General features: G+C 30.4%; 24 protein-coding genes. 13 read left to right on the top strand and 11 right to left on the bottom strand.

What is annotated here, in order from left to right; genetic code table 11:
- Positions 1-13 precede the first annotated feature (13 nt).
- A complete protein-coding gene (locus tag Q1B05_RS07690; protein ID WP_299779285.1) occupies positions 14-1,324 on the bottom strand; it encodes a leucine-rich repeat-containing protein kinase family protein in 1,311 nt (436 codons plus the stop codon).
- A 257-nt stretch (positions 1,325-1,581) separates the two neighbouring features.
- On the opposite strand from Q1B05_RS07690, the gene Q1B05_RS07695 reads away from it, so the two are divergent.
- The 6 genes from Q1B05_RS07695 (at position 1,582) to Q1B05_RS07720 (ending at position 7,631) form a co-directional block, all read left to right on the top strand.
- Positions 1,582-2,427 (top strand): DUF6503 family protein, encoded by an 846-nt coding sequence (locus Q1B05_RS07695; protein ID WP_299779287.1) that lies wholly within the window; start codon positions 1,582-1,584, stop codon positions 2,425-2,427.
- Positions 2,428-2,470: 43 nt separating this feature from the next.
- Positions 2,471-3,145: a haloacid dehalogenase type II gene (locus Q1B05_RS07700; protein WP_299779289.1), complete on the top strand. Its 675-nt coding sequence runs from the start codon at positions 2,471-2,473 to the stop codon at positions 3,143-3,145.
- 214 nt (positions 3,146-3,359) lie between these two features.
- Positions 3,360-3,968 (top strand): formyltransferase family protein, encoded by a 609-nt coding sequence (locus Q1B05_RS07705; protein WP_299779291.1) that lies wholly within the window; start codon positions 3,360-3,362, stop codon positions 3,966-3,968.
- A 52-nt stretch (positions 3,969-4,020) separates the two neighbouring features.
- Positions 4,021-5,511: an MBOAT family O-acyltransferase gene (locus Q1B05_RS07710; RefSeq protein WP_366944338.1), complete on the top strand. Its 1,491-nt coding sequence runs from the start codon at positions 4,021-4,023 to the stop codon at positions 5,509-5,511.
- 4 nt (positions 5,512-5,515) lie between these two features.
- The gene (locus tag Q1B05_RS07715; RefSeq protein ID WP_299779293.1) at positions 5,516-6,463 is read left to right on the top strand and encodes a hypothetical protein; all 948 of its coding nucleotides are present in this window, start codon (positions 5,516-5,518) and stop codon (positions 6,461-6,463) included.
- A gap of 112 nt (positions 6,464-6,575) precedes the next feature.
- Positions 6,576-7,631, top strand: coding sequence for a GNAT family N-acetyltransferase (locus Q1B05_RS07720; RefSeq protein ID WP_299779294.1), 1,056 nt, complete (start codon positions 6,576-6,578; stop codon positions 7,629-7,631).
- Positions 7,632-7,661: 30 nt separating this feature from the next.
- Here Q1B05_RS07720 and Q1B05_RS07725 read toward each other — a convergent pair whose 3' ends face one another.
- The 5 genes from Q1B05_RS07725 to Q1B05_RS07745 all read right to left on the bottom strand — a co-directional run bounded on the left by Q1B05_RS07725 (position 7,662) and on the right by Q1B05_RS07745 (position 11,734).
- The gene (locus tag Q1B05_RS07725; protein WP_299779295.1) at positions 7,662-8,108 is read right to left on the bottom strand and encodes a GNAT family N-acetyltransferase; all 447 of its coding nucleotides are present in this window, start codon (positions 8,106-8,108) and stop codon (positions 7,662-7,664) included.
- A 215-nt stretch (positions 8,109-8,323) separates the two neighbouring features.
- Positions 8,324-9,142 carry a sulfurtransferase gene (locus Q1B05_RS07730; protein WP_299779296.1) on the bottom strand — a complete coding sequence of 273 codons (819 nt, stop codon included), beginning with the start codon at positions 9,140-9,142 and terminating at the stop codon, positions 8,324-8,326.
- 166 nt (positions 9,143-9,308) lie between these two features.
- Entirely contained in the window at positions 9,309-9,713 is a 405-nt protein-coding gene (locus Q1B05_RS07735; protein WP_299779298.1) for a septal ring lytic transglycosylase RlpA family protein, read from the bottom strand.
- A 46-nt stretch (positions 9,714-9,759) separates the two neighbouring features.
- The gene (locus tag Q1B05_RS07740; RefSeq protein WP_299779300.1) at positions 9,760-10,284 is read right to left on the bottom strand and encodes a DUF4251 domain-containing protein; all 525 of its coding nucleotides are present in this window, start codon (positions 10,282-10,284) and stop codon (positions 9,760-9,762) included.
- A gap of 118 nt (positions 10,285-10,402) precedes the next feature.
- Positions 10,403-11,734 (bottom strand): family 1 glycosylhydrolase, encoded by a 1,332-nt coding sequence (locus Q1B05_RS07745; RefSeq protein WP_299779302.1) that lies wholly within the window; start codon positions 11,732-11,734, stop codon positions 10,403-10,405.
- A 242-nt stretch (positions 11,735-11,976) separates the two neighbouring features.
- On the opposite strand from Q1B05_RS07745, the gene Q1B05_RS07750 reads away from it, so the two are divergent.
- On the top strand, positions 11,977-12,984 hold the full coding sequence (locus tag Q1B05_RS07750) for an LLM class flavin-dependent oxidoreductase (protein WP_299779304.1): 1,008 nt from the start codon (positions 11,977-11,979) through the stop codon (positions 12,982-12,984).
- A gap of 31 nt (positions 12,985-13,015) precedes the next feature.
- Here Q1B05_RS07750 and Q1B05_RS07755 read toward each other — a convergent pair whose 3' ends face one another.
- Together Q1B05_RS07755 and Q1B05_RS07760 are read right to left on the bottom strand one after the other, a co-directional pair.
- A complete protein-coding gene (locus Q1B05_RS07755) occupies positions 13,016-13,573 on the bottom strand; it encodes a GNAT family N-acetyltransferase (protein ID WP_299779306.1) in 558 nt (185 codons plus the stop codon).
- A gap of 36 nt (positions 13,574-13,609) precedes the next feature.
- The gene (locus Q1B05_RS07760; protein WP_299779308.1) at positions 13,610-15,178 is read right to left on the bottom strand and encodes a serine hydrolase; all 1,569 of its coding nucleotides are present in this window, start codon (positions 15,176-15,178) and stop codon (positions 13,610-13,612) included.
- Between the two features lie 497 nt (positions 15,179-15,675).
- On the opposite strand from Q1B05_RS07760, the gene pflB reads away from it, so the two are divergent.
- From pflB to Q1B05_RS07775, 3 genes are all read left to right on the top strand, one after another.
- The gene (pflB, locus tag Q1B05_RS07765) at positions 15,676-17,931 is read left to right on the top strand and encodes a formate C-acetyltransferase (RefSeq protein ID WP_299779310.1); all 2,256 of its coding nucleotides are present in this window, start codon (positions 15,676-15,678) and stop codon (positions 17,929-17,931) included.
- A gap of 108 nt (positions 17,932-18,039) precedes the next feature.
- Positions 18,040-18,828 (top strand): pyruvate formate-lyase-activating protein, encoded by a 789-nt coding sequence (pflA, locus tag Q1B05_RS07770; RefSeq protein WP_299779312.1) that lies wholly within the window; start codon positions 18,040-18,042, stop codon positions 18,826-18,828.
- Positions 18,829-18,861: 33 nt separating this feature from the next.
- On the top strand, positions 18,862-19,644 hold the full coding sequence (locus tag Q1B05_RS07775; RefSeq protein WP_299779314.1) for a formate/nitrite transporter family protein: 783 nt from the start codon (positions 18,862-18,864) through the stop codon (positions 19,642-19,644).
- A gap of 391 nt (positions 19,645-20,035) precedes the next feature.
- Here Q1B05_RS07775 and Q1B05_RS07780 read toward each other — a convergent pair whose 3' ends face one another.
- Both Q1B05_RS07780 and Q1B05_RS07785 read right to left on the bottom strand, forming a co-directional pair.
- The gene (locus Q1B05_RS07780; RefSeq protein ID WP_299779317.1) at positions 20,036-20,524 is read right to left on the bottom strand and encodes a hypothetical protein; all 489 of its coding nucleotides are present in this window, start codon (positions 20,522-20,524) and stop codon (positions 20,036-20,038) included.
- Positions 20,525-20,628: 104 nt separating this feature from the next.
- Positions 20,629-21,000, bottom strand: coding sequence for a hypothetical protein (locus tag Q1B05_RS07785; protein ID WP_299779319.1), 372 nt, complete (start codon positions 20,998-21,000; stop codon positions 20,629-20,631).
- A 248-nt stretch (positions 21,001-21,248) separates the two neighbouring features.
- Here Q1B05_RS07785 and Q1B05_RS07790 point away from each other — a divergent pair, with 248 nt between their 5' ends.
- A complete protein-coding gene (locus Q1B05_RS07790) occupies positions 21,249-22,520 on the top strand; it encodes an MFS transporter (RefSeq protein ID WP_299779321.1) in 1,272 nt (423 codons plus the stop codon).
- A 62-nt stretch (positions 22,521-22,582) separates the two neighbouring features.
- Here Q1B05_RS07790 and Q1B05_RS07795 read toward each other — a convergent pair whose 3' ends face one another.
- Entirely contained in the window at positions 22,583-23,383 is an 801-nt protein-coding gene (locus Q1B05_RS07795; RefSeq protein ID WP_299779323.1) for a class I SAM-dependent methyltransferase, read from the bottom strand.
- 154 nt (positions 23,384-23,537) lie between these two features.
- On the opposite strand from Q1B05_RS07795, the gene Q1B05_RS07800 reads away from it, so the two are divergent.
- Positions 23,538-25,733 carry a radical SAM protein gene (locus Q1B05_RS07800; protein ID WP_299779325.1) on the top strand — a complete coding sequence of 732 codons (2,196 nt, stop codon included), beginning with the start codon at positions 23,538-23,540 and terminating at the stop codon, positions 25,731-25,733.
- Positions 25,734-25,829: 96 nt separating this feature from the next.
- Positions 25,830-26,150 carry a DUF6660 family protein gene (locus tag Q1B05_RS07805; protein WP_299779327.1) on the top strand — a complete coding sequence of 107 codons (321 nt, stop codon included), beginning with the start codon at positions 25,830-25,832 and terminating at the stop codon, positions 26,148-26,150.
- Positions 26,151-26,210 lie beyond the last annotated feature (60 nt).

The raw sequence follows: 26,210 nt of genomic DNA on the forward strand, positions 1-26,210 counted from the left end.
ACATAAAATCTAATTATTTAAACTCTAAAGATCTTAAACGCATAACAATTTCAGAAAATGCAGGACGAGACTTAACACTCGGGTTAAAGCAATCAGAGATTAAACTGTCCCACCAATGTTTAAGTTTTTTAGTGATATTGTCTTCAGGAATAAGATTTAACATATCTTCTAGTAAACATCCAAAAGCTCGGACTTCTACACGCTCTATATTGTGAGCTTGATTTGTGTTTTTATCATAAAAAGTGGCTGCACCAAAATCTCCTAAAAGACAATTTGCAGTATCATTTATTAATATATTATGGGCATACAAATCGCCATGATTAATCCCTATACTGTGTAATTGTGCACTCACAGAAGCAATACTTTTGGCTACTTTTAATAGCTTTTTAGAATTAAAAACGGTGGTGTTTTCAAACACATCTCGCGTACAAGATTTCATGCTTGGCGGATTTCCTAGATTAATAAAAGTTGGATCAATAAGTTTCATAATCAAACCACTTTTATTTTCAGGATGATTTTTAATGTTCCCTAACACAGGGATTAAGCTATCATGAGAACCTGCAGCAATAGATACAGCCATTTCATCGTTAGCTAAGCCGTCGCTAGTTACATCACCCTTAAATATTTTAAGTGCAATTTCGGTTTGTTTTAATGTCCAATCTGCTTTATAAATTAGTCCAGAAGCACCTTCTCCTAATAGTTCTTTAATATTAAAATTGTTCCAAGCATAGGATTCAAAATCGGTTTCTAAAGTAACTTGATAGGCACTTGGATTTCCGGCAAAAGCCAACCAAGACAATTTAGGTAATTCAAATAACCAATTGGGAATAGATTTTAAATTGTTTGCCGAAATTCTTAAGAGTTCTAAATTTTGGCAATTAGACATCTCGTTTGGCAAAACTTCAATTTGGTTTCCTGCTAAAGCACATTTTTGGAGTAGAGTACAATGTCCTAAGCTTTTTGGTAAAACTTTAATCTTATTATCGGTTAAAATTAACCAATTTAATTTTTGAGGAAAAACATGTTCGGCAACGGTATGAATTTGATTAGATTTAAAACCAATCATATTTAAATTGAGGCAGTTTCCTAAAACAGTAGGGTATTCGGTAAATTTATTTCGTGCAAAAAATATAATTTTTAATTGCTTAAGTTGCACAATACTTTCTGGTAAAGATGATAAATGATTGTCTGATAAATCTAAAACTTCTAAAGTATCAGCCAATGCAAATATTTCTTCAGGAAACGTAGTTAAACCACAAGCTAATTTTAGTCTTTTGGTTCCTGTTAATGCTCCCGATTTTAAATCTTCTAAAGTATGCGTCATCTTAATAATATTAGGCTGCAAACTTAACTATTATTATGAGTTTATATATTATGACCATAGAAATCTATTTGGTTTAATATCGGATTTTGTACGCTTAAAACATTTGTTTTATCATCTAAAACATGCATTAATTATAAGTTTTTATTGTTATAAAGAACTATAATGTTAGGATTTTAATTGTTTTCAATAATTCATTGTAAGGAAATCTTTATAAATTCAACCAATCAAGTTAATTTCACTTACAAATAAAAAAGATAATGAGAAAAATTTTAGCAGTTAGTTTAATTTCAATTTCTACTTTGGTTTCTTGTAAAGACGAAAAGAAAGACGTTACAACAGAAGTAAAACAGGATATGCCAGAGCAAATGATTCCAGAAAAAACTCCAGAATTTAAAAATAAAGCTCATGAGTTAGTGTATAAAATGACTCAAAAAGTTGGAGATTATGGAAAACTAATGAATAAAAAAGATGTTGTATATACGTATACCTATCAAACTCCAGATGGAAAAACAGATGTAACTACAGAAAAGTATATGTTTAATGGTGAGTTATCTTACGGCATGTATACCAAGCACGAAAGATCGTTAGCAGATATGAAAGGTATAATAGAGCAAGGATATGACGGTAGCGAATATTGGTTAAAACATGAAGGTGAAGTAATAACAGATACTAATGCTTTAAAACGTGTAGCATTTAATAGACCAACTAATTTTTATTGGTTTACAATGATGCAGAAATTAATGGATCCAGGTTTAAATTACGAATACATTAAAGAGCAAACTGTAGGCGATACGCAATACGATGTTGTAAAAGTGACGTTTGATTCTGAAGATGGTAAGCCAAAAGATATCTATCAATTATATATTAATAAAGACACAAAATTAGTCGACCAATTTTTGTTTACAGTAATGGATTTCGGAAAATCAGATCCGTTATTAATGGAATTAGATTACGAAAACATTGATGGGGTATTATTGCCTACAAAACGTAAATATAAAGCATCTAATTGGGATGCTGAAGTTACAGATAAGCCTTGGATATTAGTAAATTGGACAAATATTAAGTTTAATAATGGTTTAGAAAGAGCTGATTTTTCAAAGTAAAAAACATTTAATTTCAGGTAAAACAAACTAAAATTCTATACACATGAAAAAAGCAGTATTCTTTGATATGAATGAAACGTTATTAAACTTGAGTTTGCTTAAAACCCAGTTTGATAAGCATTTTGATGATGCGTATGTTTTAAAATATTGGTTTACAAAATTATTACATAGTTCTACAGTAATGGGGACTATGAACACTTATAAAAATTTTGGAGAACTTGCAGATGTGGCTTTAGAGAATCTGTTTTTTGAAACGGGGAAATCTTTAAATACAGATACTAAATCTGAGATTTTAGGCGCATTTAGAAAATTGCCTGCTTACGACGATGTTATTCCTGCAATATCCATGCTAAGAAATCATAATATTCGAGTTATCGCGGTTTCGAACTCATCTTTAGAGATGATAAAAGAGCAGTTAACTAATGCGGGGATTATAGATTTTTTCGACTCGTATTATTCTGTAGATGATGTGAATAAGTATAAACCATTTAAGGATGTTTATCTATCTGTAGCCGAAAAAGAAGGTATACAAATAAAAGATATTACTATGGTTGCAACTCATGATTGGGACTTATTCGGGGCAAAGAAAGTAGGATTAACTACGGCTTATATAAAAAGGAAGAAAGAAATTTATAATCCGTTTTATTTACAGCCAGATTTTGAAGACTCAGATTTATTAGGATTAATGCAACAAATTGTAACGTTTGCGAACTCCTGATGTAATTATTATTTTAAAATTAATTTCAAGATTAAAAAGAACAGTAAGCTAGATGCTTGCTGTTCTTTTTTTAGAGGCTAATTTTAAGTAAAAAATAAATAATATTAAGCTGTTTTAATTAATTTTTTTTAATTGTTATTAATTATTTAAGGTCTAATTTTATTATACGGAACAGATTCTATATGAATAAGATAAACGTTACGTAGTAAAAATAATGATTGTAGAAAAAAAAATTAATTGGGCCATATTAGTTACTGGTTGGGGGCGTAATGCCAGAGATACTATAAAATCATTTAAAAACAATAAACTAAAACAATCTAACATTAGTTTAGTTGTGTATGAAGAAGAACCTTGTGGCGCAAAAGAGTTGGCAGAGACATGTAATGTTGAAACTTTAAAAATAGTTAGATCTGATTTTAAAAATATAATTGAATATCAGGCTTTTATAACACAAGAAATGAAGAAGAGAAATGTTGATTATATTTTTATGCTTAATTATAAATATATTATACAAAACCAGATGCTTAAAGCATTTCCTAACAAGATATTAAATATTCACCCCTCTTTATTTCCTAGTTTTTTAGGGACTAAAACAGCAATTCAAGATGCCTTAGATTTTGGTGTTAAGGTTACTGGTATAACGACTCATATTATTGATCATAAAATAGATGAAGGTACCATATTACAACAACAAGCCATTAAAGTAAAAGCAAACGATACATTTGATACGTTATACCCAAAATTCACTAAAGAAGGAAAAAAAATAATTATAAAAACAATTAAGACTATTGAAGACATACACTTTAAAAATTTAGAAGGATAACTCTAATCTCTTTAGGTGCTAAATTAGCCCACAAGCTTTAGACAAATCTAAGATGCTTATTACGAATTCTTATCCTATTACCAATAACTATATGGTATTTAATTCTTTAGAGTTTTTTGTTTTTTTACCAATTGTTTTTGTCTTGTATTGGTTTGTTTTTAAAAACCATTTAAAAGCACAGAATATACTTATTTTAATTGCTAGTTACGTGTTTTATGGCATGTGGGATTGGAGGTTTTTGTCATTAATTTTACTTAGTACTATTGTTGATTATTATGTGGGATTAAAAATTCATGCTACTACAGCTGCAGATCAAAGAAAACACTGGCTATGGGTTAGTGTTATTTTTAACGTTGGTCTTTTAGGATGCTTTAAATATTACAATTTTTTTGTAGACTCTTGGATCGATATGTTTGTTTTTTTCGGATATGAATTGAAAAGCACATGGATGTTAAGCGTTATTTTACCAATAGGTATTTCTTTTTACACGTTTCAAACCATGTCGTATTCGTTTGATGTATTTTATAAAAAACTTAAACCTACTACCGATTTTTTATCCTTTGCAGCCTTTGTTAGTTTTTTTCCACAGTTAGTTGCAGGACCTATAGAAAGAGCCTCAAATTTAATGTCTCAAATTTTAAATAAGCGAACATTTCATTATAATCAAATTGTTTCAGGATTACAATTAATTTTATGGGGATTATTTAAAAAGATTGTTATTGCCGATTCTATTGGACCTATTGTAGATGATATTTTTACTAACTATGCTACACATGCTACATCAACATTAATTTTAGGAGTTACACTCTTTAGTTTTCAAGTATATGGCGATTTTAGTGGTTATTCCGATATTGCTATAGGTACTTCTAAGCTTTTTGGTATAGAACTAATGTCTAATTTTAAATTTCCTAATTTTTCAAGAAACATAGCCGAATATTGGCAACGCTGGCATATTTCTTTATCTACTTGGTTTAGACATTACATTTATATTCCATTGGGTGGCTCTAGAGGAAGTAAGCTTAAATCTATCAGAAATATCTGCATTATATTTTTAGTAAGTGGCTTTTGGCATGGAGCCAACTGGACTTTTATTTTTTGGGGAGCCTTCCATGCATTGGCATTTATTCCAGTATTTTTAATGGGTAGAAATGCAATATATAAAGATACTGTAATTGCTCAGCATACCATGTTTCCATCTTTTACAGAGTTAGGTCAGGTACTATTAACCTTTGTAATTGTGACGTTTTCTAGAATATTTTTTAGATCAGAATCTATAGCAGATGCTTTTGGTTTTATAAACAGACTCTGCTTTCCTTTTACTTACGAACCGTATTATCATCCCATGGGATATAGAATGATAGATTATTATATTCTTATTACTCTATTTGTTTTGTATGAGTATATTATAAGAAAAAATGAACGTTCTCCGTTTATGTTCAAATCTAAAGTTGTTCGCTTTGTTATGTATACCATAGTTGTTTTATGTATGTTATTATTTTACGATAGTAATATTGATAGATCTTTTATTTATTTTCAATTTTAAGACAATGAAAAAACTATTTTTAAATATGATGCTTTACGCTTTTCTAATGGTTTTTTGTTTAGAACTAATTGTAAGACTCTTTCATTTAACTAAAGACTATCCAGTGCGTTATGTAGATGAATTTGGTGTCGAAAAATGGGTTCCAAATCAAAAAGGTTTTGCTGTAACAGGGATAAGACGACAGAATTTTTCTGAATACCGCATCAATAATTCGGGCTATAATTCGTATCGAGAGTTTAGTCCAACTCAAGATCAGGTAGAAATTGCTTTGGTAGGAGATTCATTCATAGAAGGCTTTCATCAACATTATGCTAATTCAATAGGGAAGAAGATAGAAAACAGATTAAAAGATGTAGACGTTTACGAATATGGCTATGCAGGTTACGATTTAGCAGACCAATTACATATGATTAACATCTACAAAAACACATTCGATTTAATAGACTATGTTGTGTTAGGACTAAAATTTGAAAATGATTTAACACGAGGCACATACACTGTTTTACAAGACAGAATGAAGTTAGAAACACCATTGTATAAAATATTAAGACAAAGTAAGTTACTAGTGTATTTACAAAATATAGGTGCTTTTGATTCTTCTAAAAGGCTACTTTTTAAAATCACGTCCTTAAATAAAAAATATAATAGTACTTCTAAAAACATTTCAGAAGAAGCATTACATCAACAATACATTCAAAATTTTGAAAGTTTAGTGAGTAATTATGGATTTGATAAAAGTAGATTTACATTGCTATTGGATTCTGCACACACACCACAAGTTTTTCTAAATTATTTAGATAAAAACGGGTTTAAATACTTAGACTTTTCACCCCCATTAACGGCTTCAAAAACATCAACAAATTTAATTTATGACATGCATTGGAATAATCATGGAAGAACATTAATTGCTAAATTAATCGCAGATTCTATAGCTAATAATTTAGAAAAATAAAAAAAGTTCATTTCAATAAATTGATTAAGTTTAATCGCTAAAAAAAGATAAGTTAAAATGTTTATCCATGGTTGGATTTAGAGTTTAGCAATATGTTTTAACATTACATTTTATGGAACTAACGGTCTCTGAAATTAAAAATGATTTTGATTTCGCTCAGTATTTAAAAATAGTAAATAGCTTCGATTTTGTAAACCCGTTTTATAGAATATGGGCCGGTAACCTAGATGAAGTTATAGACGAAAGATTATTCTATTTTACACTTAAAGGCGATAAGCAAAAGACTTTAATTGTGATGCCTTTTTTGTTCTTAAAAATAGGAAGTCAAGTTGAGGGCGTTACGTATTACGATGTAAAATCGCCATATGGCTATAGCGGACCTATTTTTAATGCTGATGTAGCAAACGATACATTTATCACATTTTGGATATTGGTAGATGCATGGTATAAAGAGAATAATGTAGTTACTGAATTTTTAAGATTTAGCTTAAATAGAAATTATAAATTTTACTCTGGGAATTTAATTCCAACACTATCTAATGTAAAAGGAGAGATTGTTTCTGAAGACTTACAATGGAATAATTTTAAACATAAAGTAAGAAATAATTACAGAAAAGGAGTGTCCGAAAATTTGAGCATACATTTTGTTCAAGATGCAACAGACCAACAAAATATTGAGATATTTCACAATATTTATATTCGTACAATGCAACGTATAAATGCGAGTATAGAATACCATTACTCGTTAAATTACTTTCAAAATATAATAGAACTTAGTAAAAACGATTTTTTATTAGCTATTGTATATAAAGGAGATATTCCTATTTCTTCAGAATTAATATTAATTTCTGGCGATACGCTTTTCTCTTATTTAGGAGGCACACTGTCGGAGTATTTTAACCTTAGACCAAACGATTTTTTAAAAATAGGAGTCATAAAATGGGCTAGAGAGTGTCAATACAAATATTATATTTTAGGTGGTGGCCGTAAGGATAATGATGATTTATATCATTATAAAAAGACATTTTTTCCAAAAGATGAAGATGAGATTTATTATACAGGGAGAAAAATTATAGATAAACCGGTTTTTGAAAAATTGAATAGAATATTAAACACAGCAGATAGTAATGAAAATTATTTTCCGAGCTATAGAAATTATGTTAAGTAATTAATCAATACATCACGAAAACCAATGCGGTTAAGTTTTTATATATTGTACTTTACGAATACCAAAATCTGTGTGCCATTGTTTTAATTCTATAAAACCAAGCGTCTTGTATAATTGAATTGCAGGCGTATTTAAAACTCCAGTTTCCACGATATAGGATCCTGATGTGTATGTATTAAACACATAATTAACTAATTGTTTTCCAATACCACGTCTAAAACATTTTGGATTAACAACCAAACTATTAATGTGTGTTTTAAACTCAATTTCTTCAGTCTCTATAACACCGGCTAAGGCATTATTTTCAAAAAAACCATAAAACGTCGTCTTACTATTTTGATAATTTTCTATAGATCGTTTTAACGGAGGAAATTCTGTAACACCCAATAATTTTGCTTCTACACTGTAGGATAATTGAAAAACGATATGTATTCTAATGGCTTCTTCTAATTCGTGATGATTCAGTTTTTTTATCATTATAAAGACAGTTTTTTTTAGAGAATTATATGTTTTTATTTTAAGAATTTTTATTAAAAATAGAGTCGTTATAAAGAATGAAAACAATAAGTATAATAAATTAAATATTTCATTTCACAGACAAGTTTACGTTTATCTCAAAATTCAGAGTTGTATTTTATAGTTATTAAAAAATCAATATAATTGAATGTTTTTATAACTAATTATGTAGCATGTTATGCTTTTACTTTTTCTCCCCATTCTGTCCAAGAGCCATCGTACACTGCTTTTTTGTTTTTTAATAGTCCTTCAGATGCTAAATACATAATACAAGCAGTAATACCAGAACCACAACTAAATACAACAGGTCTATTTTCGTGTGTTAAGTCTTTAAAAATTTGGGTGCGATTTTTTTCACTTTCAAACATTCCATTATTAAGCACTTTGGTATAGGGTATATTAATCGAATTTTTAATTTGTCCGCTTCTAAGTCCCGCTCTAGGTTCTTCAGCTAAACCATTAAATCGGTCCTCAGAACGCACATCTATTATAAGTTCTTTTTGGGTAGAAAGATTATTAAAAACAGCATCAAATTTTCTAACCATTGTGAGATCTAGATTGGCTTGAAAGTTTCCTTTTGTATATGCTTTTTCTTCCTTTACTTCAATAGGGAAATTCTGTTTTATCCATTCTGGTAATCCTCCATCTAAAACATATACATTTTGATGTCCCATCGATCTAAATAACCACCATACACGCGGACTAGAGTAAATGCCGTTAGCATCGTAAACTACAATAATGCTTTCATTGTTAATGCCTAAGTTTTGAGCTTCTTCTTCAAATTGAGATTTTGAAGGATATGCCGTAGGGAATTCGTTAGTTATATCGCTGAACTTAAATTTAAGATCGAAAAAACGAGTATTTTTAATTTGAACGTCTTGGATTTCTGATGGTAATTTAGCTAATTGATTTTTTAGCGTACAGTCTAAAATAACTAAATTTTCAGTGTTTAATTTATCATTTAGCCATTCAGCCGAAATTATAGATGAGTTCATTTTATTAGTTTTCAATATTAGATTTTACTAAAATACAATACTAAGTAGTATTAATACTGTAACTTAAAATTTAATTTGAAACATCTAATTATGAAGCTTTGCTTCACTATGATAAATTTTCTAAGACTTCAATATTTTTCTTTATATAATGAAGTCTATAGCAGTGTTATTTCTGATCTTTTAAATAATAATTTGAAAAATAGAGTGCATAATTTTCTAAGACTTCTATTTTAACTTTTAAAATTCCCTTATCTATTAAACCAATTTCTCTAGCTGCTGCACGAGACAAATCTATAATTCTATTTTTCTCATAAGGTCCGCGATCATTTATTACCACTACCACCGATTTGTTGTTATTTAGATTGGTGACCATAACTTTTGTATTGAAATCTAAAGTTGGATGTGCAGCTGTGTATTTACTTTTATCGTAAAGTTCTCCGCTTGCTGTTTGTTTACCTTGGAATGAATTATTATAATAAGACGCTTTTCCTATTTCTGTAGACTGCGCATTACAAATTGTATGAGCTAAAAACACACAGAACACGCAACATATTCGGAATATAGAGATCATATACACAGACTTAAATGTATTTAATTATATGGAGTATTAACCCCCTTTATTTTTTCTTCTTAATTTCTAAAGGTTTAATATTTCCATCAAAAGTTATGCTGTTTCTATTACTACTGTAAACAACTAAAGAAGCCGTTTCTAGACTATAAACAGTTAGTGTAATATTAAATTTTTCAGAATCATTACTAATGGCATATTTAACTGTTCCTGTACGTTTCTTGTCGTTGTACTGTAAGGTATATTCTTTGTGTAGACCATCAAATTTAATTCCGCCATCGCCACCATACGAAGCCATATGTGCAACACCAAAATAAGGCATGTCTGCTTTTGAAATAGAATCGTTAACCTTTAAAAAGTTAGGATTTCCAATTAAACTAATACGTTTTCCCCCCTGTGTTGTAGCCCAATCTGCTTCAAAAGTAAATTTAGAGGTCTCTAGGAGTTTTTTAATTGCAATAAATTCTTGTTCCTGTTTTTCTTTTTTCAGGGCTTTCTTTTCAGTTTTAGTTTGAGAGAATGTTAAATTTATCCCGAAAACTAAAATTATTAATAAAATAACATGTTTTTTCATGATACATTAGATTTTTGATGAATATAACAAATTATATACCAAACTATAAAATACTGATTGTAAGTTTATTGAAAAGATCTTTTTGAAGCGGATAATAAAATGGTATACATGTAATTTCTTATTTATGTTTACTTAAAAAGGATTTTAACCACAATCCTGATTTTTTTATAATTCGTTTTTGTGTGTTAAAATCTGTATATATTATTCCGAATCTTGGTTTTGTGCCTTCTGCCCATTCAAAATTATCGACAAGCGTCCATATAAAATAGCCCTTTATCGGTATCTTATTTTCTATAGCCTTCAGTGTGTATTTAAAGGTCTTTTTAAAATAATTAATTCGGTCTTTGTCTTGAATCTTTCCATCTTTTAATTCATCTTCAAAACAAACTCCAGACTCGGTTATATAAATTTCTTTTACACCTGGATATTGATTGAATTGTTCTAACATTTTATATAAACCTTTTGGATATATTTCTAGATTCATAGCATTAATTTTTACGTCTCTTTTTTCTGCAGGAACTTCAGTAGCAAAAAGAATAGGAGGGAACAAACTAAATTTGGCAACGATTTTAAAATAGTATTGCACACCAATAAAATCGAAATCGAATGCTAGTAAATCTTCATCTCCTGGTAAATAGTGTTTTTCAATTCGATTTAATCCCGGAATAGATTCAGTAGGATATCCTAAACCTAGAGCGGGTTCAATAAAAAAGCGATTTAATAATGCATCAATACGGATTGCTGCTTTTTTATGCATGATGCGTCTGTTTAATGGCCTAACATACGAACATGAAAATGTGGTGCCAATCACTGCATTTTCAACATTTTTCCGAACAATTCTTCCACCCAAAGACTGACAAAGTGTAGCGTGATGTGCTGCTGGTAAGAAATTTTTTAATCCTTTTTTTCCAGGTGCATGCATACCCATAAAATAACCTAGTCCAATAAAACTCATGGGTTCGTTTAAGATAATCCATGTTTTAACTTTTAAACCATATGTTTTAGTACAAAAGTCGACATAGGTTTCAAACCAATTTAAAATGGCTCGATTTGTCCATCCGCCTTGATCTTGTAATGCTTGTGGCAAATCCCAATGATAAAGGGTTACCCAAGGTTCAATGCCTAATTTAAGTGCATAATCTATAACATCGTGATAAAATGCTACACCCTCAGGATTAATGTCTCCAACACCTTGCGGAAAAATACGAGACCAAGATAATGAGAACCGAAAACAATCTAAATGAAGCGCTTTCACGTGATCTAAATCTGCTTTGTAATTCGAATAGAAATTTGTTGCTGTATTTCCTGTTCCTTTTTTAAAAGATATTCTATTGGTAAAGGTGTCCCAAATAGAAGGTCCTTTGCCGTGCATATTGTATGCTCCTTCGTTTTGATAAGAAGAAATGGTAATGCCCCATTTAAATTGTTTTGGAAAATGTTTAGATTTCACGTCTTATATGCTCAAAAAGCTTTAGTATTCCGATTATAATTAGCTTATTTTTTAATAACTAAAAATAGAAATTAATATAAAATGGTGAGCTATTTAAACTTTAAGAATAGATTAAGTTATACTATTATTTTCTTCGTTTTTATCTTCATAAATTTGAAAAAAATTTAATATAATTAGTCCCGATTCAAGACAACACTTTTAAGTTGTAAATCTATAGAATCCTCTAGAAAACTATTCGCAATATGAGCCATATAAATTTAAAAAACATAAAGTTCTCCGTATTAGATTTAGTTCCTATTACAAAAGGAAATACACAACAGCAAGCGATGCATAATGCATTAGATTTGGCACAACATACAGAAGCTTTAGGGTACACCAGATATTGGATTTCTGAACACCATAATATGGATAGTTTAGTGAGTTCTGCAACCGTTGTTCTATTGGCATATATAGCGCAAGGTACTTCTAAAATAAGAGTAGGTTCTGGTGGTATTATGTTACCAAATCATGCGCCTTTAGTTGTTGCAGAACAGTTTGGAACCTTAGAAACGTTATACCCAGGACGTATAGATTTAGGCTTAGGAAGAGCGCCAGGAACAGACCAGCGTACAGCAATGGCATTACGTCGTGATAGACAAGAAAGTGTTCAGGATTTTCCAAATAACATACAAGAATTACAACACTATTTTACAAATGAAGATTTAGGTGAACCTGTAAGAGCGATCCCAGGAGAAGGTTTAAATGTGCCCATTTATTTATTAGGATCCAGTACATTTAGCGCAGATTTAGCGGCTAAAAAAGGATTGCCATATGCATTTGCGAGTCATTTTGCACCATCGCAATTATTTGAAGCACTTCATATTTATAATAATCAGTTTGAACCATCTTCAGTATTACAAAAACCATATAGTATGGCATGTGTAAATGTAATTGCAGCAGATACAGATGAAGAAGCGCAAGTTCTTGCAACGAGTTTATTTCAATTAGCGATGGGAATTATAACCAATGTTCGCCGCCCATTACAACCGCCAGTTACATCTATGGATGGTGTATGGAATGAGCAACAACAAGCTATGATTAATAATATGTTACATTATACCTTTATTGGAAGTAAAGCAACAATTGAAAAAGACATTTCAGAATTTGTATTGAAAACTCAAGTACAAGAACTTATAGTTGTGTCTCATATTTATGATCATGACGCTCGTAAAAAATCTTATAAAATTTTGAGTGAGGTTTTCGAGGATTAAATCTAAAATTCGATTAAACGGAAATAGGTTGCTATGTTGTATACTGAAGATGTTTTAGTGTTTTACCAACCAAAAATTTTGTATTAACTATTTTAAACCCAAGATTTAAATATAAGTGTTCGGCTTTAGGATTGTTTTCTTCTACAAGCAATCCTAGAGTTTTATGCTGATTATAAACATAGTTTTTAATAATGAATTTTAAAAGCATTGTTCCAAAACCCTTTCCTTGCTCACTTTTTAGTACAGCAAAAGAATCAATATATATTTCGCCAGCTTCAGTTTCGTCTTCAGGATTAAATGATGTATTATATTGTGTGGTTATATAGTGATGAATGGGAAGTCGTAAAGATTCTAAAAGAGCGCCATCGTAACAATTAATTGCAGCTACAACACGATTTTGTTCTTCAACGACATAGCAATTCTGATAAGAATATTGATTTTTTTGTTGTGCCGTAAAGTGCTCTAAAAGTGTAAGTGCTTCATGGGAATTTGAAACTCCTATAAATTCAAAAATAATATCTTCCATAGCCATAAGAAGAAGTTGGGCTATGGTTTTTGCATCAGTTTTGGTAGCTTGTCTAATATGCATTTCTTATCGTAGTTTATAAAATATTAAGATATTTTATTAGTCAATACGTTTCAGATTTAAATCTTGAAAATCGAAACTAAAATCGATGTTAGGTGATATTCCTTTCATTTTTATTTGTATAGCTTTACCTTCTTCATTTAAATTAAAGGTTGCAAAGGCATCGCAAGGCATATCTTTAAATTCCCATTTTACAGCAAAAGTTGTTGCTTTATAGAAATACATTTGTCCGTTTAATTTAGGAGAGCGTTTAGAAGTAAACCAAAGTTTTCCGTTCTTATCCGTAATTGTAATATCTCCAAACCAAGGATCGTTGTACGTACCTATATAATTATTAAAATTGATTTTTGTTTTTTTATTAGCTTTAACAGTTTCCCAAACGGCTTTTGTAACTTTATCTCCATCTTTTTCTTCAGCTTTGCTATAATCTGATAGTTCTGTAATCCAATCTTTCTTTTCAATATTTAAATACCAATCTAAAATTGTTTCTGGTATAGAATAAAAGGCATAGCCTCCTGGGTCTGTATTGGTTAACACCACAATTCCTAAATTTAGTTCTGGTACCAAGATTGTACGTGATAACATGCCTGTTAAACCACCAGTATGCTGTACAATAATTTTACCTTTTTCATCAGAAATTTCCCAACCTAAACCATATGCTGAAAAATGATTTCCAGTGCGTTCATCTGCATATAAATTGTAACCAGTTATGGTTAGTGGCGACCACATTTGTTTTTGAAGCTTTTCAGAAAATAAGGTTTTAGATAAACCTGTACCATATTTTCCTTTATTTAATTGCATTAGCATCCATTTACTTAAGTCGTTAACACTAGCATTAATGCCTCCGGCTGCACCAACTAAATCACCACTATTGTAAGGTGCAACTTCAACTAATTTATCATTATAAGAACTATGAGGCATGGCCACGTTAGCATTGGGTTTTAAATACTTAATTAGAGGAGTAGCATTTGTCATGCCTAAAGGATTAAAAATACGTGTTTGTATAAAATCTGCCCAAGAGGTTCCGCTAATTCTAAATATAACCTCTCCAGCAACTAAGTATAATAAATTATCATAATCGTATTTTGTGCGAAAAGCAGATGTTGGTGTCTGGTATTGAAAACTATTAAGAATATCATCAATGGTAAAATTACCTGGATCAGGAAAAATCATTAAATCCCCAGCTCCTAAACCTAATCCGCTTCTATGCGTTAGTAAGTCTGTAATAGTAAAATTTGCAGTTACATAATCATCGTACATTTTAAACTCCGGAATATAGTCAATCACTTTATCATCCCAAGTTAATTTACCTTCGTCAACCAAAATGGCTAATGCCGCAGATGTAAAAGCTTTAGAATTTGAAGCAATAGAAAATAAGGTTTCTTGGTCTACTTTTTCTTTGGAAGTAACCGATTTTAAACCGTAACCTTTAGAGTGTATTACTTTTCCGTCCTTAACAATTGCAATTGCTAATCCAGCAGAATTAGTTATAGACATCGATTTGGCAACTAAAGAATCTATTTGTTTGGAAGTGATTTCTTGAGAAAACCCATTAAAACTTAATAGTATTAATAGAGTAAAAATACAGCTGTTTTTTAAATATGTCATAATTATAAACTGTTTGAATGTAGTCTTATAGGATTGCATTTTTAAATGTATAAAAAATTATTTTAGTAGCTTTTTTCACCTGTTATTTTAGTAGCGTTTTACTATAACGTTGTAAAAATGATGATTTGACATTTTAAAAAGGTATTTGGTTTGTTTTTTGGTAATAGTTGGTCTTTAGCTTAAAAAAGCTAATAATTACGTAAAGGAATTTGCGTTTTCTTCCTTTTTATGAAAATCAATTTTTTTTTCAAACGTTTGAAAAATGTTATCGATAAGTTATTGTAAAACAATCGATTATGAGGTTTTTAGTATATGGTCTTTTTTGTTAGCGAAAATTCACGAAAACTACCAATTTAATGAATTTTAACAATTGTTTAACGGCTATTTTTGGATACTTCCGAATTCTTTCAAAACCTAGCAATTGTCATGTTTTTAATCTTGCTTTGTTATGAACTTTGATGCATAGATTAATAATAGATATAAATAAATATATAAGTATGAAAGTAGCAGAGTTAAAAAACACAGACCTTCAGGTAGAAGGATTCCAAAATGGAGATTGGAATAAATCAATTAACGTACGTGATTTTGTTTACAAAAATATTACACCTTATCATGGTACTCATGACTTTTTAATTGGACCAAGCGAACGCACACAAAAACTGTGGGATGTTTGTAAAGCTGAAACTAAAATTGAAAGAGCAAACAACGGAGTACACTCTGTTGATACGGATATTGTTTCTGGTATTGCAAACTTTGAGGCTGGATATATTGATAAAGAAAATGAAACTATTGTTGGTTTACAAACCGACGGATTATTAAAAAGAGCTATGAAACCTTTTGGAGGTTATAAAGTAGTTCAAAAAGCATTAGAAGAACAAGGTTTAAAACCTGCCAATGCAGTAAATGAATTATTTTCTAAATATGTAAAAACACATAACGATGGTGTGTTTGATGCTTATAATGCAGAAATTAGAAAATTTAGATCATTAGGATTCTTAACAGGATTGCCAGATAATTATGCACGTGGAAGAATAATTGGTGATTATAGAAGAATTGCATTATATGGTATTGATAGTTTAATTGATGCTAAAAAACAAGATTTAGCACACATTAAAGGCCCAATGACAGATGCTGTTATTCGCTTAAGAGAAGAAGTCTCTGAGCAAATAAAAGCATTAAAAGATATGATTGTAATGGGTAAATCTTACGATTTAGATTTAAGTCGCCCAGCACAAAATGCACAAGAAGCTGTACAATGGACTTATATGGCATATTTAGCAGCTGTAAAAGAACAAGATGGAGCAGCAATGTCTTTAGGTAATGTATCTACATTCTTAGATATTTATATTCAAAGAGACTTAGATAATGAAGTGATTGGAGAAATTGAAGCTCAAGAATATATCGACCAATTCGTAATGAAATTACGTATGGTACGTCACTTAAGAATGTCTGCTTACGATGAAATCTTTGCAGGAGATCCAACATGGGTAACTGAAGCAATTGGTGGAATGTTTAAAGACGGACGTACTAAAGTAACAAAAACGGCTTTCCGTTTCTTACATACGTTATACAACCTAGGACCATCACCAGAACCAAATATTACAGTATTATGGTCGCCTTCATTACCAGAAAACTTTAGAAAATATTGTGCAAAAGTAGCCATAGATACATCTTCAATTCAATTTGAAAATGATGATTTAATGCGTACGTTGAGAGGATCAGACGATTATGGAATTGCATGTTGTGTATCTTACCAAGAAATAGGAAAACAAATCCAATTCTTTGGTGCACGTACTAACTTAGCAAAAACATTACTTTTAGCAGTAAATGCTGGTCGTTGCGAGATTACTGGTAAACAAATGGTAAAAGGTATTGCCCAAGATAATGATGAGTATTTAGACTTCGATAAAGTGATGGCTAATTTTAAATTAGCAATGACAGAAGTGGCTCGTGTGTATAACGATTCTATGAACATTATTCACTACATGCACGATAAATACTACTACGAAAAAGGTCAGATGGCTTTAATAGATACTAATCCAGCTATTAATATCGCTTACGGTATTGCAGGTTTATCTATTGTAGCAGATTCATTATCGGCAATTAAATATGCTAAAGTTAAACCAATCAGAAATGAAGAAGGATTAACTGTAAGTTTCGAAATTGAGGGAGACTTCCCTAAATATGGAAACGACGATGATAGAGTAGATGTATTTGCTCATGATGCAGTAGAAGATTTTAATAATGAATTAAAAAAATTAGCAGTTTATAAAAACGCAGAACCAACAATGTCTGTTTTAACCATTACCTCAAATGTAGTATATGGTAAAAAGACAGGTGCAACACCAGATGGAAGAGCTAAAGGTGTGCCATTTGCACCAGGAGCAAACCCAATGCATGGGCGTGACACTAACGGTGCAATTGCTTCTTTAAACTCTGTAGCTAAAATAGATTATAAAGATTCACAAGATGGTGTGTCTAACACATTCTCTATAGTTCCTAAATCTTTAGGATCAACTAACGAAGAACGTATAGACAACTTAGTAGCAACCTTAACAGGATATTTTGCTCATGGTGCTCAACATTTAAATGTGAATGTATTAGATAAAGACACTTTATTAGATGCAATGGAACATCCAGAAAATCACCCACAATTAACAATTCGTGTATCTGGATATGCTGTTAACTTTATTAGATTAACAAGAGAACAACAACTAGAAGTTATTTCTCGTTCGTTCCACGAATCTATGTAAACCGTACTCTGTTTATTTAACTTGAAGAGGTATTCAAAAAAACGTAAAACACTAATTTTTACTATTCAAATCAGTAATCTCCTTATTTTGTTAGTGTAACTTATATTTTTGAATACCTCTTATTTTTTTAATCAAAATCGAACTATTATTAAAACTTCAGACAACATATTAAATGTACACTCCATAGAATCTTTTGGAACACACGATGGGCCTGGAATACGTATGGTAGTGTTTTTGCAAGGCTGTAAATTAAAATGCCAGTATTGTCATAATCCAGATACTATAGACACACAAGGTGGTATAGAATATAATATTGAGGATTTGGTACAACGTGCCCTTAGAATGAAATCTTATTTCGGTGCGAATGGTGGTGTAACCGTTTCAGGAGGAGAACCTTTACTACAATCGAAAAGTTTAATTCCTTTTTTTAAACGTTTAAAAGAAGAAGGAATACATACTAATATTGATACTAACGGAAGATTATTAAATCATCCTACAACAGAATTGATAGATCATTATGCCGATTTAGTGATGCTAGATATAAAGCATATGAATGAAGAAGGCTTTCAGAAACTAGCTGGAGCAAAAAATAAAGAAACTACTTTTAATTTTGCAAAACACAGAGAAGCTTCAGGAAAAAAAATGTGGCTGCGTTATGTTTTAATTCCAGGAATAACAAACACACCAGAGTTGCTTCATCAATTGGGAACATATTTCAAAGATTATAAAACAATCGAAAAGATTGAACTTCAACCGTATCATAAATTAGGTATACATAAATGGGAAGCCTTAGGTTGGGAATACGAATTGAAAGATGCAAGAGAAAACACCCAAGAAGAGATTGATGCCGCAGTAGAAATTTTGAGTCTATATTTTAAAGAAGTTAAAGCGAATTAAAACTCATTTAACAACTTCACAATAAAAATTATAATGAATACTCCCAAAGAAGGTATAAAAATAGTAAATGAAATTGCACTTAATAAAGAAGGTTACACGGTAAGTAAAACCTTAATTCTTGCTTTTTTAGCAGGAGCTTATGTTGCTTTTGGAGGCTTATTATCCATTATTATTTCAGGAGGTTCTCCAGGAATAGCAGCACATAACCCAGGGTTAGTAAAGTTCTTGTTTGGAGCCGCTTTCCCGTTAGGGCTAATTCTTGTCGTACTGGTAGGTGCCGAACTTTTTACAGGAAATAATGCTTATTTTATTCCAAATATTTTAACCAAAAGACAACGAGCTTGTGCTATGTTTAAAAATTGGGGTTTGGTGTATCTAGGCAATTTTTTTGGTGCTATTTTTATTGCTTATATTATTACACATCTAACACATTTAGTTAGTAGCGAACCCTATATAAATATGGTTCATGAAATCGCTAGAGGTAAAACAAGTCATACTTTTTTAGTTACTTTTATAAAAGGAATTGGAGCAAATTGGTTAGTCTGTCTTGCCCTTTGGCAAGGTATTGCTGCAAAGAATACCATAGGCAAAATAATTGCTATTTGGTTGCCTGTTATGGCTTTTGTAACTATGGGGTTTGAGCACAGTATTGCAAATATGTATTTTATACCACTTTCTATTTTTGAAGGTGCAGATATAACTTGGAGTACTTTTGTTTTTAAAAACTTAATTCCAGCTACAATGGGTAACATCGTTGGAGGTGTTTTATTCGTTGGATTACCTTATGGGTATTTATTCGGGAAAGTAGAAAATTAAAACAGAATTAATCTGAATTTATACTAAACGTTTTAAGATATAAATCATCCTAAAAAAAATGGACTGTTTATGTTTTTTAAGTGTATCTATTGTATCTTTACATACCACTTTAATAGTCTTTTAGGACCTTTTAATAGCACTAATCGTTTCAATTATTCATAATTTTTTTACATTAAAATGTGAGAAATATATTTATATATGTTAAATTTGTAACGTATTGGTAAATAAGCTCTTGCGAGCAAACAACTAAATTTAATTAAACCTCGATATCTATCTTATCGAGGTTTTCTTTTTTTAACGGTATTCCTTATGGTTAAAATATAATTGATAAGATCTATCTTACTGAACATAAAAAAGCCCTGAGTAAATTCTTACTTAGGGCTTTTTTAATTTAATTTAGAGCAGCTATTCGCTGTTGAATTAAAGGTTGCCATGTATTTATTATTTGAAGCTCTCCACTTAGTTGTATATTGATGTCTTCATTATAAAATTCGAATTGAGATTCTGTAACTGTTTTATCTTTTGGAATAAATTCTAACTTTAAAGTGTCAATAGCATGAGATTTACTTTTAGAGTTTAAATTTTTACCAAATTTTAATGTTCTACACTCTTTATAATCCGATAAGTCTAAGCTTGCTTTAATGGTTTTTTCTTTATTTTTTTTGAAGAAAAACACCATGTTTTTAGGTTCGTCTAAGCCAATAACAAAATCAGAACCTGCTTCATGTTTAGTTATTGATGCTTGTTTTATTTCTGCTAAAGCTTTTAATGCTTTTAACATGTCGTTTTTTCTTTTTCTACTATTTCTAGTCGATAATATAAAAGGTAAAGCGCATATAATTATAAATACTACGCTAAGAATTATTGTTCCGGTATTCATTGTTTTGTGTTTAAATTAATACATAATAAATGTAGATTATGTAGTTAAACATAATCTTGTTGTTGCAATTGTCTGTGTGTAATTACACTAAAAAAAATTGCTTATTACCAGAAATAATGAAACGGAAAAATATAATCGTTTTTACGATAATTAACCAAAGTATTGGTTTGGTATTTTGTGTATTGAGAAATTTGTGCTTCTACTAATTGTTCATTCTTTTTAAAATGACTACCAGAACTAAAAAAGGGGGTCTTAAAAAATTGTTCGGTACTAGGATTAAATGAAACACTAAAATTTTCAGACTCTGAAGTTAGGTTGAAAAGTGATTTAGTAATACCCGATACTTTCTGATGTTGTTCAGATTGATCTGAGTTATATGTGAAAGTTTGAGGCAGCGGTTGTGCTACACTATATAGTGCAAAACAATATAAAAAGGCTAATAATATACCTCCAGAAAATGTAACTACTTTTTTCACGCTGTAAATTTAAATATTTCGAAGAAATTATAAATAGCTTTAACGTTTTATTGTATAAAATTTATTTTATATTTTTAATAGGAATTCTGGGCACATTTGAAAATCGTAAAAGAAGATTAGCATATAATTTAGGTTAAACTAAGAATATAATAATTATTGATACCTTATAGAGTATGCGTATCATTTTGAATGCTTTTTTTAAGCTGAATAGTTTAATTTTGTACTATTATAAATAGCTCAGAACACATATGAATTTTACGACATTCAATTCTTTTAAAAGTAGAAATTTCAGATTGTTTTTTATGGGACAATCGGTATCTCTTTTAGGAACTTGGATGCAAAAAACTGCAGTGAGTTGGGTAATTTATAGCTTAACTCAATCTAAATTCATGTTGGGGGTTGCTGTGTTTGCAACTCTTTTTCCAACCGCTCTAGTTTCTCTATATGGTGGAGTGGTAGCAGATCGATATAACAGACACACGGTGTTGTTAATCACTCAAGTTGTTTCTTTAATTCAGGCAATTTTACTTACAGTTTCAATTGTGTTTTTTAAAGATAATGCGGTTTGGACTATTATTATTTTAAGTGCTTTTTTAGGAGTTATCAATGGCTTCGATGTGCCAGCACGACAGTCTCTAGTTCGAGAAATGGTTGATAATAAAGACGATTTACCTAATGCTTTAGCATTAAATTCATCCATGGTAAATTTATCTAAGTTAATAGGACCTGCATTAGCTGGTTTTGTTTTAGAATCTTTTGGAGACGAAGTTTGCTTTGGTTTAAATGCAGTAAGTTTTATACCTGTAATCATTTCATTATTATTAATGCGATTACCGAAACAAGAATTAAAACCCTCTGCAGATAGAAATATAAAATCAGAATTTAAAGCGGCCTTTTCATATATATTAAATACTCCCGAAATTCATTCAATACTTATTTTCACGGGTTTAATGAGTTTATTTGTATTGTCTTATACAACCTTAACTCCAGCATTTGCAAAAGATGTATTTAATGGATCCGCATCTACTTTAGGCGTTATTGATGGGGTAATTGGATTTGGGGCATTTATAGGTGCTATATTTTTAGCCTCGTTAAAAACAGGAACCGATCTAAGTAAGGTGTTAGCCATAAATTCTCTAATTTTTGGAGTAGGACTTGTCTTATTTGCAGAAAGTAATATCTACTATATAGCATTAATATTTGCAGCAATTGGAGCCTTTGGTATGATGTCTATTCGTACTATTACAAATACAATTATTCAGGTAAATGTACCAAATCACTTTAGAGGGCGAGTTATTAGTATTTATATCATGTCATTAACTGGTTTATTACCTATTGGTAGTTTAGCTATTGGAAGTATTTCTCATTATATAGGTGTCCAGTCTACCGTGTTAATACAAGGTATACTCGCTATAATTATTACTTTATTTTATGGTAAATATCTTAAAAAAGTGAAACTAAAAAAGAAAGCTTTGGCCATTTTAGAACAACAGCCAGAACAAGGTTATGGTGTAAAATAATAATTCTGTTTATTTGTTTCTTTAGTTATGAAAAAAAATGACAAGAATCACAGATATATAGATTAGTTTTTTATGGCCTTTAAAGCATAAACCATAGGGATTTTATTTTCTAAGCTTTTTATTCTGAATTGTTTCGGACTGATTTCAATAGTATTTTCAAAACAATTATAAGGCGAGTAATTAAACTCTTCAAAAGATTGTAATTGTAAATTATTCTGAAGCAAAGCTGTCAATACTTCTCCTAAACCATGATTCCAAGTTATAGATTTCTTGGTAATATTGGCCGATCTATCTGCATATGTACCAGTTTCGGTTTCAATAATAGCTTCCGATTTAAAGTAACTATACGCTATATTATCAAACGTATCGTTAAACATCCACACTACTGGATGAAATTCGACAAAAACAAATTCACCTTTAGGTTTTAAAAATCTAGAAATCAATTTTGCCCATTGCTCAATATCAGGCAGCCAGCCAATAGTTCCATAACTTGTGTAAACAATATCAAATGTATCATCAAGATAATTGGGTAACTCATACAAATCACAACAAATAAAAGTGGTATTTAATTCAAGTGTGTTGGCTAATTTTTTAGCATTTTTAATAGCAACATCAGATATATCTATGCCTATAACTTGTGCACCTAAACGAGCTAAAGACAATGAGTCTTGACCAAAATGACATTGTAAATGCAATATTTTTTTGCCTTTTACATCTCCCAATAAATTCAATTCTATGTTGTTTAGAGACGATTTTCCTTTTAAAAAACCTTCAACATCATAGAAGTCGGAAGTAAGGTGAGCCATTGTTTTTTCATTCCAAGTATCTTTATTTACAGTTTTGTAGTCGTGTTCTGAATTCATAGCGATAAAATCTAATTAAGTTAACAAATTACATATAATTATTTAAATCTGAATCAAACTTAATTAGACCTCTTTTTGTAAATATCATATTTAATTTTTTGTACAAACAACAGAAAACAAATACACTATATTTGTTAAAATTTTGAACATTATTTTGAAAGATATTTTATTAATAACCCCACCATTTACACAATTAAATACGCCGTATCCTGCTACAGCGTATATAAAAGGATTTCTAAATACTAAAGATATTTCATCTTTTCAAATGGATTTAGGAATTGAAGTTATTATAGAGTTATTTTCAAAAAATGCGTTTACCATGTTGTTTGATTTTGCTTATGAGAATGATACTATTCAGAGCGAAAACTGTAAACGAATTTATGCTTTAAAAGATAATTATTTAAATGTCTTAGAATCTGTAATTCACTTTTTACAAGGAAAAAATACAACATTAGCTCGACAAATATGCACAGATAACTTTTTGCCTCAGGCTTCTCGATTTGATAATTTAGAAGATTTAGATTGGGCTTTCGGAAATATGGGCATGCAGGATAAAGCTAAACATTTAGCAACTTTATTTTTAGAAGATTTATCCGATTTTATTATTGAATGTATAGACGATAATTTTGGATTTAGTAGGTATGCAGAACGTTTAGGTATGAGTGCTAATTCGTTTGATGAATTATATACTAGTCTGCAACAAGATATTTCTTTTATAGACGATATTACATTACAAATTCTTGAAGAAACGTTAGAAAATGTTCAACCTAAAATGGTATGTATGTCGATTCCTTTTCCTGGGAATTTGTATAGTGCATTTCGTTGTGCTCAATTTATTAAGGAGAATTTTCCTGATATAAAAATTGCTGTTGGTGGCGGATTTGCAAACACAGAATTACGATCATTAACAGATGTTCGTGTATTCGAGTTTTTCGATTTTATTACGTTAGACGATGGTGAATTACCAGTAGAACTATTGCATGATTTGGTTTGTAACACTAAAGAAGTAGAGTCTTTTAAGTTTAAACGCACTTTATTATTAGAAAATAATGCGGTAGTGTATAAGAATGATAGTCAGCTTTCAGATTATAAACAGAGTGATGTGGGAACGCCAGATTATTCAGATTTACTATTAACAGACTATATTTCTGTTATAGAAATCGCTAATCCTATGCATAGTTTATGGAGCGATGGTCGTTGGAATAAACTCACCATGGCGCACGGTTGCTATTGGGGAAAATGTACGTTTTGTGATATCTCTTTAGATTATATAAAAATATACGAACCTATTGCGGCTAAGACTTTAGTAGATCGTATGGAAGAACTTATAGAACAAACCGGAGATACTGGATTCCATTTTGTAGATGAAGCTGCACCACCATCGCTTATGAAAGCATTAGCGTTAGAAATACTAAAACGTAAACTTACTTTAACATGGTGGGCAAATATTAGGTTCGAGAAAAACTTTACAAAAGATTTATGTGTGCTTTTAAAAGCATCTGGATGTATAGCGGTTTCGGGTGGATTGGAAGTGGCGTCAGATCGATTATTAAAACTTATCGATAAAGGTGTTACGGTAGAACAAGTGGCACAAGTTACTCGTAATCTTACTGAAAGTAATATTATGGTGCATTCATATTTAATGTACGGTTATCCAACACAAACAGAACAGGAAACCATAGATAGTTTAGAAATGGTAAGGCAATTGTTTGAAGTTGGTGTATTGCAGTCGGGGTTTTGGCATCAGTTTGCACTTACTGCTCATAGTCCGATTGGTTTAAATCCATCCGAATTTGGAGTCACTCCCCATTATAACGACATTACGTTTGCTAATAATGATATAGCTTTTTCAGACATTACAGGTATCGATCATTCAAAATTTAGTAACGGACTAAAAACATCATTATTCAATTATATGCATGGCATTGGTTTTGATTTACCGCTTCAGGATTGGTTCGATTTTGATGTTCCTGATACAACTATAGATACAGAATGTATTTACAATGCATTACAAACCGAACCCAATTTTACTATAAAACCTACAGCTAAAATTGTTTGGTTAGGAAAAACACCCTTTGTTGAAGCGTTGTCTAAAATCAAAAAAGGAAATACATATAAGAGTTTAAGAATGACGTTTTACAATAAAACAGATTCATTTCAGATAACAACACCTTTAGAAGAAGGAGAGTGGCTACTAAAAATATTAGAAGAAATTACACCAAATAGTGGTGCTCAAAAATCATTTAATTTTTTGAAAAAAGATTTTGAATCTCAATTTGAAAATTTTGAATTATTCTGGTTCTCTAAACCAATAAACACCTTAAAGGAACACGGTTTATTGGTATTGTAACTTGTAATTATGATGAAATTTTAACCATTAAATAAATTTCACTAACAGTTATAATTTGCAATCCTATTGCATACAATAATTTGTATATTTGAATCTATGAAATTCATTGCCATCATTTTGTCTATATATATTTTAGGACTCAACTTCACTCCTTGTGAAGATGTTGTTTCTGTAGACGGTGGCATAGAACAAAAAGTCTCAGAATTATCAGAACATAACGACACAAATCACAATCACGATACGTCAGATTTATGTTCACCATTTTGTCAATGTCATTGCTGCCAAATTAATGTAGTTCAATTTCACCCTTTAGAAATTAGCTTCACAGATCCAGATATATCAACCAAAGTATTTCTTCATTTTGATAGTCTAGGTCAAGACTTTAATCAAACCTTATTACAACCACCTCGGGTATAATGTATCCTGTTACACAGGTTTTTAATACATAATTCTTAAATAAAATTTAAGAATACATCT

Source organism: uncultured Formosa sp. (genome assembly GCF_947500765.1).
In the GTDB taxonomy this organism is placed as follows: domain Bacteria; phylum Bacteroidota; class Bacteroidia; order Flavobacteriales; family Flavobacteriaceae; genus Formosa.

Coding starts and splice junctions, on each gene's coding strand:
- Q1B05_RS07690 (WP_299779285.1), bottom strand. CDS start 1,324: ATGACGCATACTTTAGAAGATTTAAAATCGGGAGCATTAACAGGAACC.
- Q1B05_RS07695 (WP_299779287.1), top strand. CDS start 1,582: ATGAGAAAAATTTTAGCAGTTAGTTTAATTTCAATTTCTACTTTGGTT.
- Q1B05_RS07700 (WP_299779289.1), top strand. CDS start 2,471: ATGAAAAAAGCAGTATTCTTTGATATGAATGAAACGTTATTAAACTTG.
- Q1B05_RS07705 (WP_299779291.1), top strand. CDS start 3,360: ATGATTGTAGAAAAAAAAATTAATTGGGCCATATTAGTTACTGGTTGG.
- Q1B05_RS07710 (WP_366944338.1), top strand. CDS start 4,021: ATGCTTATTACGAATTCTTATCCTATTACCAATAACTATATGGTATTT.
- Q1B05_RS07715 (WP_299779293.1), top strand. CDS start 5,516: ATGAAAAAACTATTTTTAAATATGATGCTTTACGCTTTTCTAATGGTT.
- Q1B05_RS07720 (WP_299779294.1), top strand. CDS start 6,576: ATGGAACTAACGGTCTCTGAAATTAAAAATGATTTTGATTTCGCTCAG.
- Q1B05_RS07725 (WP_299779295.1), bottom strand. CDS start 8,108: ATGATAAAAAAACTGAATCATCACGAATTAGAAGAAGCCATTAGAATA.
- Q1B05_RS07730 (WP_299779296.1), bottom strand. CDS start 9,142: ATGAACTCATCTATAATTTCGGCTGAATGGCTAAATGATAAATTAAAC.
- Q1B05_RS07735 (WP_299779298.1), bottom strand. CDS start 9,713: ATGATCTCTATATTCCGAATATGTTGCGTGTTCTGTGTGTTTTTAGCT.
- Q1B05_RS07740 (WP_299779300.1), bottom strand. CDS start 10,284: ATGAAAAAACATGTTATTTTATTAATAATTTTAGTTTTCGGGATAAAT.
- Q1B05_RS07750 (WP_299779304.1), top strand. CDS start 11,977: ATGAGCCATATAAATTTAAAAAACATAAAGTTCTCCGTATTAGATTTA.
- Q1B05_RS07755 (WP_299779306.1), bottom strand. CDS start 13,573: ATGCATATTAGACAAGCTACCAAAACTGATGCAAAAACCATAGCCCAA.
- Q1B05_RS07760 (WP_299779308.1), bottom strand. CDS start 15,178: ATGACATATTTAAAAAACAGCTGTATTTTTACTCTATTAATACTATTA.
- pflB (WP_299779310.1), top strand. CDS start 15,676: ATGAAAGTAGCAGAGTTAAAAAACACAGACCTTCAGGTAGAAGGATTC.
- Q1B05_RS07775 (WP_299779314.1), top strand. CDS start 18,862: ATGAATACTCCCAAAGAAGGTATAAAAATAGTAAATGAAATTGCACTT.
- Q1B05_RS07780 (WP_299779317.1), bottom strand. CDS start 20,524: ATGAATACCGGAACAATAATTCTTAGCGTAGTATTTATAATTATATGC.
- Q1B05_RS07790 (WP_299779321.1), top strand. CDS start 21,249: ATGAATTTTACGACATTCAATTCTTTTAAAAGTAGAAATTTCAGATTG.
- Q1B05_RS07795 (WP_299779323.1), bottom strand. CDS start 23,383: ATGAATTCAGAACACGACTACAAAACTGTAAATAAAGATACTTGGAAT.
- Q1B05_RS07805 (WP_299779327.1), top strand. CDS start 25,830: ATGAAATTCATTGCCATCATTTTGTCTATATATATTTTAGGACTCAAC.